17 protein-coding genes are annotated in these 17,586 nt (G+C 69.5%); 16 read left to right on the top strand and 1 reads right to left on the bottom strand.

Going from position 1 to position 17,586, the window contains the following annotated elements; genetic code table 11:
• Positions 1 to 131 precede the first annotated feature (131 nt).
• From srmL to yidC, 14 genes are all read left to right on the top strand, one after another.
• Positions 132 to 1,256 (top strand): PheS-related mystery ligase SrmL, encoded by a 1,125-nt coding sequence (gene srmL, locus NWFMUON74_RS29000; protein WP_187684915.1) that lies wholly within the window; start codon positions 132 to 134, stop codon positions 1,254 to 1,256.
• Positions 1,257 to 1,330: 74 nt separating this feature from the next.
• Positions 1,331 to 2,293 (top strand): DUF389 domain-containing protein, encoded by a 963-nt coding sequence (locus NWFMUON74_RS28995; protein WP_187684914.1) that lies wholly within the window; start codon positions 1,331 to 1,333, stop codon positions 2,291 to 2,293.
• 59 nt (positions 2,294 to 2,352) lie between these two features.
• Positions 2,353 to 3,444 (top strand): calcium:cation antiporter, encoded by a 1,092-nt coding sequence (locus tag NWFMUON74_RS28990; protein WP_187684913.1) that lies wholly within the window; start codon positions 2,353 to 2,355, stop codon positions 3,442 to 3,444.
• 273 nt (positions 3,445 to 3,717) lie between these two features.
• Positions 3,718 to 4,578, top strand: coding sequence for an ABC transporter permease (locus NWFMUON74_RS28985; RefSeq protein ID WP_187684912.1), 861 nt, complete (start codon positions 3,718 to 3,720; stop codon positions 4,576 to 4,578).
• Complete coding sequence (locus tag NWFMUON74_RS28980; protein WP_187684911.1) at positions 4,578 to 5,444, top strand: ABC transporter permease; 867 nt, start codon at positions 4,578 to 4,580, stop codon at positions 5,442 to 5,444. Before NWFMUON74_RS28985 ends, NWFMUON74_RS28980 begins: the two co-directional genes overlap by 1 nt.
• A gap of 3 nt (positions 5,445 to 5,447) precedes the next feature.
• Positions 5,448 to 6,473 carry an MlaD family protein gene (locus tag NWFMUON74_RS28975; RefSeq protein WP_187684910.1) on the top strand — a complete coding sequence of 342 codons (1,026 nt, stop codon included), beginning with the start codon at positions 5,448 to 5,450 and terminating at the stop codon, positions 6,471 to 6,473.
• A complete protein-coding gene (locus NWFMUON74_RS28970) occupies positions 6,470 to 7,468 on the top strand; it encodes an MlaD family protein (protein WP_187684909.1) in 999 nt (332 codons plus the stop codon). The genes NWFMUON74_RS28975 and NWFMUON74_RS28970 overlap by 4 nt, the downstream gene beginning before the upstream one ends.
• Positions 7,456 to 8,523: an MlaD family protein gene (locus tag NWFMUON74_RS28965; protein WP_187684908.1), complete on the top strand. Its 1,068-nt coding sequence runs from the start codon at positions 7,456 to 7,458 to the stop codon at positions 8,521 to 8,523. The genes NWFMUON74_RS28970 and NWFMUON74_RS28965 overlap by 13 nt, the downstream gene beginning before the upstream one ends.
• A complete protein-coding gene (locus NWFMUON74_RS28960) occupies positions 8,523 to 9,608 on the top strand; it encodes an MlaD family protein (protein ID WP_187684907.1) in 1,086 nt (361 codons plus the stop codon). The genes NWFMUON74_RS28965 and NWFMUON74_RS28960 overlap by 1 nt, the downstream gene beginning before the upstream one ends.
• On the top strand, positions 9,605 to 10,669 hold the full coding sequence (locus NWFMUON74_RS28955) for an MlaD family protein (protein WP_187684906.1): 1,065 nt from the start codon (positions 9,605 to 9,607) through the stop codon (positions 10,667 to 10,669). Before NWFMUON74_RS28960 ends, NWFMUON74_RS28955 begins: the two co-directional genes overlap by 4 nt.
• Positions 10,666 to 11,622 (top strand): MlaD family protein, encoded by a 957-nt coding sequence (locus NWFMUON74_RS28950; RefSeq protein WP_187684905.1) that lies wholly within the window; start codon positions 10,666 to 10,668, stop codon positions 11,620 to 11,622. The genes NWFMUON74_RS28955 and NWFMUON74_RS28950 overlap by 4 nt, the downstream gene beginning before the upstream one ends.
• A gap of 10 nt (positions 11,623 to 11,632) precedes the next feature.
• The gene (locus NWFMUON74_RS28945; RefSeq protein WP_187684904.1) at positions 11,633 to 12,241 is read left to right on the top strand and encodes a hypothetical protein; all 609 of its coding nucleotides are present in this window, start codon (positions 11,633 to 11,635) and stop codon (positions 12,239 to 12,241) included.
• 38 nt (positions 12,242 to 12,279) lie between these two features.
• Complete coding sequence (locus NWFMUON74_RS28940) at positions 12,280 to 12,576, top strand: DUF6412 domain-containing protein (protein WP_187684903.1); 297 nt, start codon at positions 12,280 to 12,282, stop codon at positions 12,574 to 12,576.
• Positions 12,577 to 12,659: 83 nt separating this feature from the next.
• Positions 12,660 to 13,514: a membrane protein insertase YidC gene (gene yidC / locus NWFMUON74_RS28935; protein WP_187684902.1), complete on the top strand. Its 855-nt coding sequence runs from the start codon at positions 12,660 to 12,662 to the stop codon at positions 13,512 to 13,514.
• A 138-nt stretch (positions 13,515 to 13,652) separates the two neighbouring features.
• Here yidC and NWFMUON74_RS28930 read toward each other — a convergent pair whose 3' ends face one another.
• The gene (locus NWFMUON74_RS28930; protein ID WP_187684901.1) at positions 13,653 to 14,174 is read right to left on the bottom strand and encodes a hypothetical protein; all 522 of its coding nucleotides are present in this window, start codon (positions 14,172 to 14,174) and stop codon (positions 13,653 to 13,655) included.
• A 347-nt stretch (positions 14,175 to 14,521) separates the two neighbouring features.
• Here NWFMUON74_RS28930 and NWFMUON74_RS28925 point away from each other — a divergent pair, with 347 nt between their 5' ends.
• Positions 14,522 to 17,062, top strand: a complete 2,541-nt coding sequence (locus NWFMUON74_RS28925) for an ATP-dependent Clp protease ATP-binding subunit (RefSeq protein ID WP_187684900.1) — start codon at positions 14,522 to 14,524, stop codon at positions 17,060 to 17,062.
• 47 nt (positions 17,063 to 17,109) lie between these two features.
• Positions 17,110 to 17,586: a nuclear transport factor 2 family protein gene (locus tag NWFMUON74_RS28920; RefSeq protein ID WP_187684899.1), complete on the top strand. Its 477-nt coding sequence runs from the start codon at positions 17,110 to 17,112 to the stop codon at positions 17,584 to 17,586.

Below are 17,586 nucleotides of genomic sequence, written 5' to 3'. Positions count from 1 at the left end.
CACATGCAGACGAGCAGGCGATTTCCGTACCCCCGGCCGGCAGGCCGCGGGTGTGCCTGCGCGCGTTGATCGCGTAACTCCGCGGACCGGTCGGGGGTAATCCGAACCCCGTCCACCACAAGGAGTTTCCGATGCCCGCCTACCTCACCCCCGCCGAATTGTCCCGCGCCCTGAGCGTGCGGGACCTGACCGATCCCGCACAGGGACCGCATGCCGCGCAACTGCTGCTGGACGGCGTCCTCGCCGCACTCGCCGCGGCCTGGCCCGCGACGCGGACACGAATCATCCGCAACCCGCCTGTCGTCTCGATCGCCGACAACTACGACCTGCTCGGCTACGACCCCGCCGACATCACCCGCGACGCGCGCTACACCCGCTACCTCAGCCCGACCACGATGCTCCGCAGTCACACCTCCGCCGACATCCCGGCCGTACTGCGCGGCTATTCCGCTGTGCCGCAGCATGTTCCGGTCGACGATCTGATCGTGCTCCCCGGCCTCGCCTACCGCCGCGACGTGGTGGATCGCATCCATGTCGGCGAGCCCCAGCAGGTCGATCTGTGGCGGCTGCGCGCGGGCCCGGCGCTCGGCGCGGACGAGTTGCGCGACATGGCCGCACGCGTCGTCGAGGCCGTACTGCCGGGTGCGCGATGGCGTCCGATCCCCGCGCGCCACCCCTACACCCGCGACGGCCACCAGGTCGACGTCCGGCACGGCGGCGCCTGGCTGGAACTCGCCGAGTGCGGCCTCATCGCCGACCGCGTCCTGCGCGGCGCCGGTCTCGACCCGGCGCGGTGGTCGGGCCTGGCCCTGGGGATGGGTGTGGATCGAGCGCTGATGCTGCGCAAGGACATTCCCGACATTCGCTACCTCCGCGCCGAAGACCCGCGCAGCACAGCGCAACTGCGCGACCTGAGTCCGTGGCGGCCGATCTCGGCCATGCCGCCGGTGCGCCGCGACCTGTCGGTCGTCATCGCCGACGACACCGACGACGAGACCCTGGGTGACGCCGTGCGCGCCGCCCTCGGCGAGCGGTCCGGCGACATCGAATCCGTCCACGTGCGGGCCCGCACCCCGTATGCCGACCTGCCCGACCGTGCCCGCGCCCGCCTCGCCATCCGCCCCGGCCAGACCAATGCCCTGGTCCGCCTGACCATCCGGCCGCTCACCCGCACCCTCACCGACGCCGAGGCGAACGCCCTGCGTAACGAGGTCTACCGCGCGATTCACCTCGGTCCGGTTCTCGAACTGGCCTGAGCCACAACGCCGCGGCAGCGCGCCGTCGGCCGAAGTTGACCGCGGCACGGCCGTTCGCGCGGCAGACTGTGCGCATGCTCCACCTGCGAATCCTGGCGCCGGCCGACCTGACCGACGGCGTGCTCGGCGTGCTCGACAGCGACGACGGCGTGAGCGGGCTGGCGGTCATGCGCGGCGCGTCGCTGCGGCCGTCCGGCGATGTCGTCATGGCGGACGTGGCGCGCGAAGCCGCCAACGACATCGTCGACCGGCTGCGCGGGCTGGGTGTGCATCAGCGCGGGAGCATCGAGATTCAGCCGGTGCCGACCTGGTTGTCGCGCGGCGGGTTCGAGGCCGAGGTGCGCTGTCCCGGTAGCGCCGCCGACTCGGTGGTCTGGGCGGATGTCGCCCAGCGTTCCTACGAGGCCACCGAACTCAACTGGACATATCTGAGCTTCATGACCCTGGCGACGGTCATCGCGAGTATCGCCATCATCAACGACTCGCAGGTGCTCGTCATCGGAGCGATGGTGCTGGGACCGGAATTCGGCGCCATCGCCGCGCTGGGGGTGGCGATGGTGCGGCGGCGGTTCGTGCTCGGCGTGCTCGCGTTCCGGACCCTGGTGCTCGGCTTCGTCGCGGCCATCGCCGTCACGCTCGTGCTGGCCGTGCTCGGCCGGGCGCTGGGCTGGATCACCCTCGAGGACGTGGTGGGCCCGCGGCCGGGCACGGCCTTCATCTACTCGCCGGACAAGTGGTCGTTCATCGTCGCGCTCGTCGCCGGCGCCGCCGGGGTGCTGTCGCTGACCTCCGCGAAGGCGACGGGGCTGGCTGGTGTGTTCATCTCCGTGACGACGGTTCCGGCCGCGGGCAATATCGCGCTGGGCATCGCCTTCGGCGTCGGTTCGGCGATCGCGGAGAGTTCACTGCAACTGCTGGTGAATGTGGCGGGCATGGCCTTGGCCGGTTGGGCGACGCTGGCCGTGCAGCAGGCGGTGTGGTCGCGGGTGTCGGTGCGTCGCGCCAGGCTCATGCTGCATCCACGTCGCATGCTCTGAGCCTCGGTCGATGGAGAGCCTTGTCTCCTTTGCGTGAATTGCCCGATACCGCTGGGATCATGGATCGGGTGGTGCGCGCGATCGACAGACAGTGGACGACCGTTGTTCCCCTCCTCGCCGCCGTGGTCCTGGCGATCTCCTGGGTGACGCACCCGACCGGACCGATGTCGATCGTGCTCGCGGTTGCGCTCGCGGGCGCGGTGCTGTCGGCCGTGCAGCACGCCGAGGTGGTGGCGCACCGGGTAGGCGACCCGTTCGGTGCGCTGATCCTGGCGATCGCGGTCACGGTCATCGAGGTCGGTCTGATCGTCATGTTGATGACCTCCGGCGGTGACGAGGCCGCCTCCCTGGCACGTGACACCGTATTCGCCGCGGTCATGATCACCTGCAACGGCATCTTCGGGCTGGCGCTGCTGGTCGGCGCCTTGCGGCGGCGCGTGGCGGTGTTCAATGCCGAGGGCACCGGCGCCGCGCTCGCGACCGTCGCGACGCTGGCGACACTGAGCCTGGTGCTGCCCACCTTCACCACGAGCAAGCCGGGCCCGGAATTCTCCGGCTCGCAACTGACCTTCGCCGCGGTGGCGTCACTGCTGCTGTACGCGCTGTTCGTGATGGTGCAGACGGTGCGGCATCGCGACGATTTCCTGCCGGTGGAATCGGCGGAGTCCGATGCCGAACACGTGGAGCGGCCGTCGGCGCGGACGGCCGCGCGCAGCGTGGTGCTGCTGTTGGTCGCCCTGATCGGCGTGGTGGGCCTGGCCAAACTGGTGTCGCCATCGATCGAGCACGGTGTGGCTGCCGCGGGTCTGCCGCGGTCGGCGGTGGGCGTGGTGATCGCGCTGCTGGTGCTGTTGCCGGAGACGCTGGCCGCCGTGCGCGCCGCTCGCCGCGACCGCGTGCAGACCAGTCTCAATCTGGCCCTCGGCTCGGCCATGGCCAGTATCGGGCTGACCATTCCGGCCATCGCCCTCGCCTCGATCTGGATCTCCGGGCCGCTGACCCTCGGGCTCGGGGCCACCCAGATGGTGCTGCTGGCGCTGACCGTGGTGGTCGGTGTGCTGACCGTTGTCCCGGGCCGCGCCACGCTACTGCAGGGCGGCGTTCACCTCGTGTTGTTCGCCGGATTCGTCTTCCTGGCGGTCAGTCCTTGAGTGCGCTATCGGTTAACTGAATGGCTGTGGCGGCGGTCATAGCGATAGCGGATCTGCGCTGATAACACGTTCCAGAAGCGTCGGCGGCTCACCGCTACCAGCCTGCGACCTGCCGATTCCGCAAGCTCCGAGCATTCGCCTTCGAGGCGATGCTCACACCGTGATCGACTTTACTGTAACTAGTTGTAACGATTAGCTTCTTGGTGGCAGTGTTGCCGATCACGGAGAGAGCGACTTGAATCCCGAGACACACCGACCACACCGGAACCGCCCATGGCGCCGGTGACTCGGGCTCCCTCGAGCGCGGTATCCGACCGGCGAGCAGCCGTCCGCATCCTCCGCAAGAACTTCTCCGACACGCTGGTGTCGGCACTGCGGACCTTCGGCCGGGCCGTGGATATCGCCCGCGAATCGGTGGTCGGTACCGCGACCGACGCCGCGCGGCGCGAATTCCAGTGGCGCGAGGCCGTTGTGCAGGCGTGGCGGCTGGTGACCGTCACCGCCGTTCCGGCGATCCTCATCGCGATCCCGTTCGGTGTCATCGTCTCGGTGCAGGTCGGCAACCTCATCCACACCCTCGGCGCGGACTCGCTGCTGGGCGCCACCGGCGGCCTCGGCGTCATCAAACAGGGCGCCCCGCTGGCCACGGGCTTCCTGCTCGGCGGAGCGGGCGCGGCCGCCATCGCCGCCGATCTGGGCGCGCGCACCATCCGCGAGGAGATCGACGCGCTGAACACCATGGGCATCAGCCCGATCCACCGGCTGGTGATCCCGCGGCTGGCGGCCATGATCTTCGTCGCGCCGCTGCTGAACATCCTGATCATCTTCGTCGGCATCGTCGCCGGATACGCGGTCGCGGTCGGCGGGCAGAACGTCACGCCCGGCAGTTATTGGGCCACGTTCGGATCGTTCACCACCGCCGCCGATGTGTGGGTGTCGCTGCTGAAGGCGGTCGTCTTCGGGTTCCTGGTGGTGGTCATCGCCTGCCAGCGCGGGCTGGAGGCCAAGGGCGGCCCGCGCGGAGTGGCCGACGCGGTCAACGCGGCCGTGGTGCTGTCGGTGGTGTCCATCGCGATCGTCAATCTCGGCGTCACCCAGGTGGTCGAGATGTTCTTGCCCACGAGGCTGGTCTGATGGCCGTCTCCACCTACTTCCCGAAGGGACTGGGCTGGTTCGCGCGCTTCTACCGGCGGCGCGGACTGGTGCTGGCGCGCGTCGAGGGAGTCGGCTTCGCGCTGGCCTTCGTCTGGCAGGTGCTGTCGTCGATTCCCTTGACCCTCAAGCGTTATCGCGAGGAAGCCCTGCGGCTCATCTCCGATATGACGTGGGGTCGCGGTTCGGTGATCGTCGGCGGCGGCACCGTGCCGATGATGATCGTGCTCGGCCTGGTGATGGGCGCCTCGGTCGCCGTGGAGTCCTTCACGATCCTGAACATGCTGGGCATGGGGCCGGTCACCGGCATCGTCTCGGCCTACGCCACCACTCGTGAGCTGGCCCCCATCGTGGCCGCGATCGGTTTCGCCGCGCAGGCCGGCTGCCGCATGACCGCCGAGATCGGGTCCATGCGCATCTCCGAGGAGATCGATGCCATCGAGGCGCTCGGGCTGCGGTCGGTGCCGTTCGTGGTGACCACTCGCGTCATCGCGGGCGCGATCTCGATCGTGCCGACGTTCCTCATCGGGCTGATCCTGTCGTATCTGGCCTGCCGCGGCCTGATCACGCTGGTGCACGGCCAGTCCGCGGGCGTGTACGACCACTACTTCTTCCAGTTCGTCTCCGGCTTCGACGTGATCGCCGCGGTGCTCAAGGTGGCCGTGTTCGCGACAGTGGTAATCCTCATCCACAGTTATTACGGGTTCTTCGCCACCGGCGGGCCCGAGGGCGTGGGTATCGCGTCCGGTCGCGCGGTGCGGGCCTCCTCGGTGGCGATCGTCGCCATCGACATGGTTCTCACCCTCGCGCTGTGGGGTTTCAACGCGACGATCAGCTTCACGGGATAGCGGATGCCGAAATACGGAATGCCCGGCGTCGCCGTGGACAAGACGAGGTCGCTGCTGATCGGCGCGGTCGCGCTCGGCGTGATCGCGGCCGTGGTGGTCGCGGCATCGCTGTATCGCGGACTGCGTGGCGACGACGGGCTGCACATCGCCCTGCATACCGAGCAGATCGGCGACGGCGTGCTGGCCGGCACCCCGGTGCGGGTGGACGGAGTGCAGGTCGGCAAGGTCACCGAGATCGTGCCCGACGAGCGCGGCACGCAGCGGATCTCGTTGCGGCTGGACCGTTCCCAGCTGTTCGGCATCGACGACAGTCTCCAGCTCGACTACGCGCCCGCGAACCTGTTCGGGATCAGCGAGATCGAGCTGCGGCGCGGGCCGGGTGGCGCACCGCTGCGCGACAACGGCACCATCGACCTGACCGGAAAGCGTTCCGCCGCGATCTTCGACGCCACCATGGGCAGTCTGCTGCGCAGCCTGTCGCAGACCGGCGACGCGGTGCTGACACCGCAGATGGCCACCGTCATCGCGCAGCTCTCCACCGATGTCGAGGCATTCACCCCGCTGGCGCAGGCGATGATCACCGTCGCCCAGACCATCACCGACAACCAGAAGATGCCGGCCTCGGAGCTGGTGGGCCGCCTCGGTCCCGCCTTCGACGGCGGCGGCGAGTTCGCCGGAGCCACCATCGAGGTCCTCGACCTGATCCGCGATCTGCCGCGGCTGCAAGCGAACCGGCAGTCCTACGACATCGGGGTGCGGGTCCTCACCGATCGGTTGCTGCCCGGTCTGGCCGATCTCGGCGGGACGGCGGGTGCCGGATTGTCCGGCACCACCGACACGCTGGCGCCGGTCCTCGTCCTGCTCGGGCAGATGGTGCCGCGGCCGCGGGAGTCGGGAGCCGAACTGGCCGAGCTGATGCGGCGGCTACGCGCGGCCATGCCCGACACCCCGGACGGACCCGTCCTCGATACCGAGATCGACGTGCGCGGCGTGCCGGTGCTGGCGCCGCTGCTGGGAGGTGCGCGATGAAGGTCGGAGCCGCGGCGTGGCGGCTGGTGCTGTTCGCCGGGGTGATGGTTGTCGTCCTCGCCCTGGTGTTCACGGCCATCAAGCGACCGGTGGCCGGGGACACCGAGTCGCACGACGCCCTGTTCACCGACGCCAACGGGCTCAAGGTCGGCGACGACGTGCGCTTGTTCGGGGTGCAGGTCGGCAAGGTGGAGGGCGTGTCGCTCGACGGCGCGCAGGCGCGAGTCCACCTGTCGCTGAAGACCGATGCGCCCGTCTACGACAACTCCCGGCTCGCCATCCGGTACCAGAACCTCACCGGGCAGCGCTATATCGACCTGCAGCAGCAGCCGCAGCCGGGTGCGCGCATCCCGGCCGGTGCGACGATCGGCACCGAGCGCACCGTGCCCTCCTTCGACGTCACCAGCATGTTCAACGGCCTGAAACCGGTGCTGGCCACCATCTCTCCCGAGGCGATCAACCAGTTCAGCGCGAGCATGGTCGCGCTCATCGAGGGCGACGGCGGCGGGGTCGGACCGGCGCTGGACGCGATCGGCGAGCTGGCCGCCTACGTCGACAACCGGCAGCAGGTGATCGGCACGCTCATCCACAACATGTCCGACCTGTCGGAGAAGGTCGGCGGCCGCGTGCACCACCTGGTGCCGCTGCTGGCCCGGCTCACCGACATCTTCCAGGCGTTGCAGACCAATATCGGCGGGCTGGCGCAGTTCGCGATGGCCGCGCCGTCGGTGCTCGGACCACTGGACCACCTGTTCGACGCCCTGGGCCTGCAGACCGGTGACGACGTGAACGCCTTGCTGCGCAACCTGTTCCCCGATCCGCAGCAGGCGCTGGAGGTGCTCGACCGGTTGCCGGGTCTGCTGGCCGGGCTCGACGCCGCCACCCCGAAGTCCGTGGCGGGCTGGAAACCGCAGTGTTCCAAGGGAAGCGCCGACGTGCCGCAGGTGTTCGGGGTGCTGATCGCGGGACAGCAGGTGGCGATATGCAACGGCTGAGACTGGACCGGTTGCTGCCCCGGGACCGCGCGGTTGCCGACGAGGCGACCAAGAATCGCCGCGAAATCCGTTACGGGATCATCGGTGTGGTGCTGGTGGCCGCGCTCGCGCTCGCGGCGGGCGTGCTGTACGTGGCGCCGCTCGGCAAGAACACCTACACCGCCGAACTGTCCGAGGCGCAGTCGGTGAAAGCGGGTGACGACATCCGGGTGGCCGGTGTCCCGGTGGGCAAGGTGAAATCACTGGAACTGAAACCGGATCGGGTACTGATGCGGTTCACCGTCGACTCGGAGGTGTTCGTCGGCAGCGAGTCCGCGCTGGACGTGCGCATGCTGACCATCGTCGGCGGCAACTACGTCGCACTGTTCCCCTCCGGCCGGGAACCGCTGGGCGACAAGGCGATTCCGGCCGAGCGGGTCCGCCTGCCCTACAGCCTGGTGCAGACCTTCCAGGACGCCGCGCAGCCCCTGCGGCAGATCGACGGAGATACGCTGCGGCGCAACCTCGCCGCGCTGGACACCTCGATCGAGCAGGCGCCGGATTCGCTGCGCACCACGCTGGACACCCTGGGCACCTACATCGACGCCCTAGATCGGCAGCGCACCCAGGTCTCCGACGCGGTCGCCGTCGCCGACGAGTACGTGACCATGTACGACGGCGCCAAGACCGATCTGGGCCGGTTGATGGACAACGTGAACCTGATGGAGACCCTCGTCCTCGACAAGCAGGCCGAGCTGCGCGAAGGAGTGCGGCTGCTGCGGGTGGTCGTCGATCGGGTGGCCGGGCTGGCGCCGACCTGGGATTCGGCGCTGAAGCCGAAGCTGCGGCAGTTGTTCGACGCCGTCCCGCAATTGGAGAACCTGGGCGCGCGGCTCGAACCGGTGCTCGCGGCGGTGCGGGGCCTGGAACAGAAGCTGGCCGAGCTGACCGGCGGCGGCGCGACGATCGACCGATCCGATTCCACCATCACCGTGCCGCCCGGCGTGGACCCGCTGGCCGCCGTGCAGCCGCCCGCGGCGCGGGTGTGTGTGCCGGTGCCGGGAAAGGACTGCTGATGCTGCATCGGGTACTGGGCTCGCGTTGGCTGATGTCGATCGGCGGCGCCGCGGTGCTGGTCGCGCTCACGGTCGCGGGCTACTTCGTCGCGTTCGATCCGGCGAAGCCGACCGCGAGTTACTGCGCGATCATGCCGGACAGTGTCGGGCTGTACACCGGGAACCAGGTCACCATGCGGGGGATTCCGGTCGGCACGGTCACTTCGATCGCGCCGCAGGGCGATTCGGTGCGGGTCGAGTTCGACGTCGAGGCCGACAAGCCCGTGTACGCCGACGCCGGCGCCACCACACTGTCCGACAGCATCGTCGCCGCGCGGCAGCTCGCCGTGGTGTCCAGCGGTAAGGACACCGCGCGCTGGACTCCCGGCCGGTGCCTCACCAAGACGCTCACGCCCAAGAGCATCAGCGAGACGCTCGACGCGCTCGCGCGGCTGTCCGCGGAAATCCAGGGCCCGGACCCGAATTCGCCCGACGCGCTGGCCCGCGGGCTGTCCGCGCTGGATTCGGCGACCGTCGGCACGGGCCCGCAGATCAATGCCATCGTGCGGCAGCTGAGCGCGGCCCTGGCGACGCCCGACGCCGACATCGCGCATCTGGTCGGCATCTTCGACGCCTTCGCCTCGGTGTCCAAACAGGTCGAAAAGCACTGGGGTGACTTGAAATCCATGCTCACCCGGCTGGCGCCGGTCCTGGACCACGCCACCACCGACCTCATCGGGCCGGGCGCGCAGTTGTTCGACGGGCTACAGCAGGTGGTGCCGATGCTCAACGACCTCACCACGATCTTCGGTGATCCGATCATGAAGACACTCGACGCGACGGTGCCCCTGGTGAGATTCCTGCGCGCGCACGTGGGTTCGCTGGCCCAGGTCATCGGCATGACCCCCGTGCTCACGCAGGCGTTCCGCGTGGTGTCGGGAGACGGCATCTCCTACGCGCCACCCAAAGTGGCGGTGCCACAAGCGAATGCGGACCAGGTGTGTGCGGCGGTGAACGCCCTCGCACCCGGCGAGTGCACCGCCGAGGGCGGCATGGTGAAGATCGACGCCGCCACCCTGGTGCTCGGACTGGCAGGTGCCCGATGAAGCGCGCCGGGCGGCTCGCCGCGGGCCTGGCTGTCGTACTCGCCGCGGCACTGCCCGCCGCGGGGTGCGCGTTCGATCCGTCCTCGGTGCCCGTGCCCGGCACCACGGTGTCGGGACCGACCTATCACGTGCGGATCGAGTTCGCGAATGCGCTGAATCTGCCCGCGCGGGCGAAGATCATGGCCAACGGCGCGCAGGTGGGCACGGTGTCCGGGGTGTCGGTGGTGAGCGCGGCGCAGCCGGTCGGGCGCGGCGGTTACGTGGTGGTCGACGCCGACCTCTCGGAATCGGTGCGGCTGCCCGCCGCCACCCGTGCCGAACTGCGGCAGAACACGGTGCTCGGCGATATCCACGTCGCCCTCATCACCCCGCCGGACGGGTTCGGCACCCTGCTGTCCGACGGCGCCACCATTCCGCTGGCGCAGACGAAACCGCCGGTCCAGCTGGAGGACACCATGGCCGCCATCGCCACGTTCACCCAGGGCGGCGCGGTGACACAGCTGCAGGACACCATCAATCAGATCAACGGCGTCCTGCCGCGCGACCCCGCGCGGACCGCGCAGATCTCCAGGACCATGGCCGACGACGTGATCGATCTGGCCGCCCACCTCGACAGCGTCGATGCCCTGCTCGACGGCGTCGGCACCAATGCCCAGGTGCTGCACGACATCCGGCCGGAGCTGGACAACATCCTGAGCGAGAAGTCGGTGGCGGAGATGAACGGCATCGTCGCCTCCATCGTGGGCGTGACGAAGATCTTCGACCTGCTCGGCCCGGTCGGTACGTCACTGACCTGGCTCGGTCCGGTACTGCGGGGCGCCGACGGTGCGGCGCAGGCGTTCCTGCCGCTGCTCGCCTCGTCACGACCATTGGATACGAGTCGGCCGTCGAATCTGCAGACGCTCGTGTCGCTGCTGCGCGACAAGGTCGTCCCGTTCCTCGAGCACGGACCCAAGGTGAACATCGTCGGCGTGAAAACCGATGCGGCGGGGGATGTCCCGGCCGCGGAGCAGGCGGACCGGATCGTCGGCACCCTGCGGATGATCGGAGCGGTGCGATGAGAGCCGGTGCGCTGGCCTCGCTCGGCGGGATCGCCGCCATCACCGTGCTCGGCACGAGTTACCTGACCTTCGGCGTGGTGCGCGCCGACCCGTTCGCCGAGTACACCCGCGCGACCATGGTGCTCGCCGACTCCGGCGGGCTCGGCGTCGATTCGCCGATCCTGTTGTCCGGCATCGAGGTCGGCCGCGTCACCTCGGTCGGCAAGACCGCCGACGGTGTGGAGGTAGGGCTGCGCGTCGACGCCGACCGGCACGTGCCGACCGACAGCGTCGTCACCATCGAGCACCTGTCCGCGCTGGGCGAGCCCTACGTCGAATTCCGGCCGCGCACCGGCGCCGGGCCGTACCTGCGCGACGGCCAACGGCTGGCGAGCGCGAATGTCCGTACGCCGCTGTCGATTCCGGAGGTCGCGCGGCTGGTCACCAAGACGATGAACCAGCTCGATCCGAAGGTCGTCGGCTCCCTGGTCGGCACCGCGAGCCAGGTGTTCGACGGCACCGATGCCGCGATCCCGAATCTGGCCCGCTCGGGTGATCTGCTCGCCGCGGCGATCATGAGCCGCAGCCCGCGAATCGCCGACCTGCTCAACAGTTTCCAGGCCGCGGCCGCCGACATCGACTGGGCGGGACCGGCGACCAGCGCCGCCGCCCCCGCCTTCGTGCGGTTCACGCAGACCCTGAACGACCTGGTGGCCGCGGTCGGCCGGCTCGTCGACACGCGACCGGCCACGGCCTACACCGAGGGCAGCGGCCTGGTCCCGTTCCTGGACCGGCTCACCACGGCGCTGCGGGACCTGGGACCGGAGCTGAAGTCCCTGGTGCCGGCGCTGCGACCGCTGGCGGACGCGGCGACCTCGGCGGCGCCGCGGATCGATATTTCCAGCCTGATCACGCAGGCCCTCGACGACGTCGGCAGCGACGGCGCCGTGCGCGTGCGAGTGAATGTCAAGTAGAGGAGAACCTATGTCGGACGACAGTGGTACCGAACCGAAGCGGGCAGTCGACGCGAAGGAGGCCACCGGGTCTACCGCTGTCGGTGGCGCGATGCCCCGCACGGTGTCCGTCCGGTTGTCGACGGTGGCGACCGCCCTCGCGGGCGTGGCGCTGATCGCGCTGGCCGCCGTGTTCGGCTCGCTGTGGCTGTCGGCGCGCGGAACGCTGCACGACCGCGACGCCCGGGCCGCCGACGAGCGGCACGCCGAGCAGGTCGCCACCGACTATTCGGTCGGCGCGTCCAATATCGATTTCCAGGACGTGAACGGCTGGGTCGCCAAGCTGAAGGCGAACACCAGCCCACAGCTGGCGAACAAATTCGACGCCACCGCACCGAAGCTCCAGGAGATCCTGGTCCCGCTGAAGTGGACCTCCAGCGCGACGCCGATCACCGCCAAGGTGATATCGACCGACAACGGCCGCTACCAGGTGAACGTCTTCCTGAACGTCACCTCCACCAGCGCCCAGACGCCCGAGGGCGCCCAGACCACCGTCACCTACACCGTCGACGTCGACCCGGCCGACGGCTGGAAGGTCACCGATGTGGGCGGCATGAACGGCGCGCTGCCCAAGCAGTAATCGCGGTGCGGCGGCACGCGTTCGGTACTCTCGTACGCATGACTTCCCGGATCCGGACGGCCGCGCTGGTGCTGTGCGCGCTGGTCGTGTCCGCGCTGGCGGCCTTGGCGATGCCGGTCGGGGAGCCGAACGCCCTTGTCGCCGTGGGTGCGGCCGCGGTGGTGGCGCTGGCCGTGGTGGCCGCGCACACCGCGCGGGCCACCCTGCTCCCGGTGATCGCCCCTGCCGGGCCGCCGGTCTCCGCGCAGCGCCGCCGCCGGGGATCGTTTCTGCGCCAGAGCAATCCGGACACCGCGGGCCGGGCGCGGCCCAGGGCGCCGGGTCGCGGAGCCTGACCGCGTCGTAGGACGCGGTCGGCGACTCCGCTGACCTGTCCCTCGCCCCCGCCGCGGGGCGCCTCACCGTGAGGTGCTGTCCCATGCTCGATTTCGTGTATTACCCCGTGTCCGCCGTGCTGTGGTTGTGGCACACCGGTTTCGCCGCCGTGCTCGGCGCGGGCAGCAGCCTGGCCTGGGTGCTGGCGATCGTCCTGCTCGTCGTCACCGTGCGGGCGCTGCTGGTGCGTCCGTTCCTGGCCCAGGTGCGGTTCTCCCGGACCATGGCGGTGCTGCAACCGCAGGTGCGCGAATTGCAGGCCAAGTACGCCGACGACCGCGAGAAACTCGTCGCCGAAACCCGGAAACTGCAGCAGGAGCACAACTTCAGCCTCCTGCGCGGCTGTCTGCCGATGGTCGGGCAGTTGCTGTTGTTCCTCGGGCTGTACCACGTGCTGCGCTCGTTCGATCGAACCGGGCCCGTGTCGCAGGTGCCGTTGCTCGGCAACTCCACCTCGATGACCGCCGCCGAGAACGCGGCCACCGCCAACTACGTCTTCGCACCCGCGCAGGTGCAATCGTTCCTGCAGGCGAAGCTGCTGGACGCGCCGCTGTCGGCGACCCTCGCCACCTCGGGCGGATCGCTGAGTGCCGTTCTCGCCGTGGTGATTCCGCTGGTGCTGATCGCGGGTGTCGCCACCCATTTCACCGCGCGCTCGGCCATCGCCCGGCAGACCGAGACCACCCCGCAGACCCGTCTGATCAACCGGCTGACCCTCTGGGTGTTCCCCCTGGGCGCCGCCGTCGCCGGTGTCCTGATGCCGGTCGGCATCCTGATCTACTTCGCCACCAGCAACACCTGGACCTTCGCGCAACAACACCTGATCCATCGCCGCCTCGGACCACTACCCACCGCGAACACCCCATCCCCCCGCCGCCCCGAAAGCGCCGCTGACTGAACCCGCGCCCGCCGAGACCACCCACGCACAACACCGGGGCATCGCCACAAACCTCGCCGGAGCGCGAAATCCCAACCGCGCCTGGCGAAGCCGTGCCGAGGCCGGGGCGCAGTATCGCACTGCGTCCCGGCGCTCGGTTCACCGGCCGGTGGTGGCCCGGCTGTGCGCCTGCCGGAGCGGGTCGTCACGGCGGGGTACCCGGGCGGGCGCTACGCCCGGGTACCCGGGGTGGGAGACCACCACCGTGGCCACGGTGAGGATCTGGTCCACGTCCACGCCGTCGGCCGCCAGCCGGGCGATGATGCCCAGCCGCCGCTCCGCGCCGTCGGGGCGGATCAGGATCTCCCTGCGCCCGCGCTGGGCGACGAAGACCCGCCGCCGCGCGTCGTAGCGCACCGGCACCCCGTCGCGCACCGCCCGGTAGGCGTCCACGTCGAGGTCGCGATGCCGCTCGGCGTCGATCAGCAGACCGTCGACGAGCCGCCCCGCCTGCTTCACCAGCAGGTACTGCACCGCCGGCGCGGCGGACCGGATTCGCAGGTCCACCCGTCGCCAGTGCTCCGCGACGGGTTTGCGCAGCAGATCCCGATGCCGCTCGATCTCGGCGGCCAGCCGATCGTCGGCGCGGTCGTCGGACGTCGACGAGTAGAGCTCGGCCATGTAAACGCCTTTCCTCGGGTTGCGGATTACTTTGCGGTGCAACCGGATCGGCGTCCGACGAGATCAGTATGCCGGAGGGGTACGACAAGTTCGGTCCTCGCGCCGGCCGTGGACGGCCCTGCGGTGCGACCCGCCTGTGGGCGGAAGCGAACGGACGGAATGTCGCATCCCGCGATGGTCACCAGAAGTTCGCTGATTCGCGATACTTCCCCCGAGTTCAGGGGTTGCGTCGCGGAGTACGGTGGAATTCGATCGCCGGGCGCCGAGGTAGCCGAAGATTCGCCATCGCCCGGCGCCCATGGCAAGCGCGCCGCGGGCGCGGCGCCGAGAGACGACGAGGTGTGGACATGACCGCAGCTTGGCCCGGTTCGCTCGGCTCGTTCGACGACATCTTCAACCGATTCTTCGGCTCGTCGGGATTGACAGCCGAGCCGCCGGTGCAGCGCATCGACCTCGGGCGCCTGCTCAGCGACAACGCCAAGACCCTGGTCGCCACGGCTCGCGACGCGGCGCGGGAGTGGGGCAATGCCGAGATCACGCCCGAGCATCTGCTCTACGCGGCCACCGAGGTGGAGCCGTCGCGCAGCGTCATCGCCCAGCTGGATCTCGACCCGGATCAGGTCGGAGCGCAGATGCGCGGCGCGGCGGGCAGCGGCGCGGCGTCGGCCACGACGGCCGGCGGGGGTATCGTGCTGAGCCCGGCCGCCAAGCTCGCGCTGCGCAACGCCCAGCGCAGCGCCGCCGAGGCCGGGTCGAGCTACATCGGTCCCGAGCATGTCCTGCTCGGTCTCGCCGCCAACAGCGACAGCCCGGCCGCGCAGGCGCTGGCGGGGGCCAGGCTGCCGCAGGCCGAAGGGCAGAAGGTGCCCAGCGATACCCCGACCCTGGACGAGTACGGCCGTGACCTCACCGCCGAGGCCCGCGCGGGAAAGGTGGATCCCGTCGTGGGCCGCGCCGAGGAGATCGAGCAGACCGTCGAGATCCTGTCGCGGCGGCGCAAGAACAATCCGGTGCTGATCGGCGATCCCGGTGTCGGCAAGACGGCGATCGTCGAGGGGCTGGCGCAGCGCATCGTCAACGGCGACGTTCCCACGACCCTCGCCGACCGCCGGGTCATCGCGCTGGACGTGGGATCGCTGGTGGCGGGCAGCAAGTATCGCGGCGAATTCGAGGAGCGGCTGACCAAGATCCTGGACGAGGTGCGTGAGCATTCCGGCGAGCTGATCCTGTTCATCGACGAACTGCACACCATCGTCGGCGCCGGGTCCGGCGGCGAGGGCTCGATGGACGCGGGCAACCTGCTCAAACCGGCATTGGCCCGCGGCGAACTGCACGCCATCGGCGCGACCACCATCGACGAGTACCGCAAGCACATCGAGAAGGACGCCGCCCTGGAACGCCGCTTCCAGCCGGTGATGGTGACCGAGCCGTCGGTCTCCGACACGGTCGAGATCCTGCGCGGGCTGGCCGACGTCTACGAGGAACACCACCAGGTCCGCTACGACGACGAGGCACTGATCGCCGCGGCCGAACTCTCGGATCGCTACATCACCGACCGCTTCATGCCCGACAAGGCGATCGATCTGGTCGACCAGTCCGGGGCCCGGGTCCGGTTGCGCACCCGCATGCCCGGTCCGGACCGACGCGAGGCGGAGGAGGAGCTGGCCCGGCTGAAGCGGGAGAAGGACGCCGCCGTCGCCGCCGAGGACTACGCGCGGGCCGATTCGCTCAAGGATCAGATCGTCGCGGCCGAGGAGCGGGTCGAGCGCATCGGCCGGGAAGCCGACGACCTCCCGCACGTCACCGTGGACGACATCGCCGCGGTGGTGTCCAAGCAGACCGGTATCCCGGTGTCGGAGCTGACGGTGGAGGAGAAGCAGCGGCTGTTGCGCCTCGAGGACGTGCTGCACAAGCGGGTGGTGGGACAGGAGGAGGCGATCACCGCGGTCGCCGAGGCGGTGCGCCGGGCCCGGGCCGGCATGCAGGACCCGAACCGCCCGATCGGCTCGTTCCTGTTCCTCGGACCCACCGGCGTCGGCAAGACCGAACTGGCGAAAGCGTTGGCGGAGGCGGTATTCGGCGACGAGGACCGGATGATCCGCTTCGACATGAGCGAGTTCCAGGAGAAGCACACGGTGTCGCGGCTGGTCGGCGCGCCGCCCGGATACATCGGCTACGACGACGCCGCCCAGCTGACCGACAAGGTGCGGCGGCAACCGTATTCGGTGATCCTGTTCGACGAGGTCGAGAAGGCGCACCCCGACGTGTTCAACGTGCTGCTGCAGCTGCTCGACGACGGCCGCGTCACCGACTCCAAGGGCCGGACGGTCGATTTCAAGAACACCATCGTCATCATGACCAGCAACATCGGCTCGGACCTGATTCTGAATGCCCCTGCGGGAGACGTGGATTCGCTCACCTTGAAGCTGATGGAGCGACTGCGGCAGCACTTCCGCCCGGAATTCCTCAACCGCATCGACGAGACCATCGTCTTCCACCGGCTCGACCAGGAACAGCTGCGGCACATCGTCGATCTGGTCCTCGACGGCCCACGCCGCCGCCTGCGCGCCCAGGACATCGAGCTCGACGTCTCCGACGCCGCACGAGACTGGCTGGCGCACAACGGGTATCAGCCCGAGTTCGGCGCCCGCCCGCTCAGGCGCACCGTGCAGAAGGAGCTGGAGAACCGGGTCTCCACCCTCGTCCTCGGCGGCGACCTCGAACCCGGCGACACCGTCCGCGTGGACGCCGACGATGTCGGTCTGCTGGTCTCCGCTGTCGCCCGCCGCGACGGCCGCGAAGAATCCCTCGCCGCGGTGTCGTCCAACGGCAAGAAGGGCGCGAAGAAGTCCGCGAAGCGCAAGAGCGAAACCGCCCACGGGAAATAAGAACGTGTTCTAGAGTGAGCCGCGGGGCGATGCTAGGAGGTAGGCGCGTGGACCTGGTCGCGCTGGAAGAGATTCGTGCGGTGAAGTACCGCTATCTGCGGGCACTGGACCTGAAGCGGTGGGACGAGTTCGCCGGCACCCTCACCGAGGACGCGACCGGTAATTACGGTTCGCCGTCGGGTGGCCGGCCACTGCGGTTCACCGGCCGTGCCGCGATCGTGGACTACATGCGAAGCACGCTGGACCGCAACATCATCACCGTACACGTGAGCAGTCACCCGGAGATCGTGGTGGACGGCGAGAACGCCACGGGCAGTTGGTGTATGGAGGACACCGTGATCGTGCCGGAGTTCGACGTCGCGATCCGGGGCGCGGCCTACTACAACGACCGCTACCGGAAGGCGGACGGGCAGTGGCGCATCGCGCACACCGGCTACGAGCGCCTGTACGAGGCCACCATGTCGCTGTCCGCGCTGCCCGGCTTCAACCTCACCGCCAATCACTGGGCGCCCGCCGCCTCCTGA

This window comes from Nocardia wallacei (assembly GCF_014466955.1).
GTDB classification, from domain to species: Bacteria; Actinomycetota; Actinomycetes; order Mycobacteriales; family Mycobacteriaceae; genus Nocardia; species Nocardia wallacei.
Note: the sequence above shows the minus strand (reverse complement) of the source record. Positions and strands in the feature narration are given on the sequence as shown.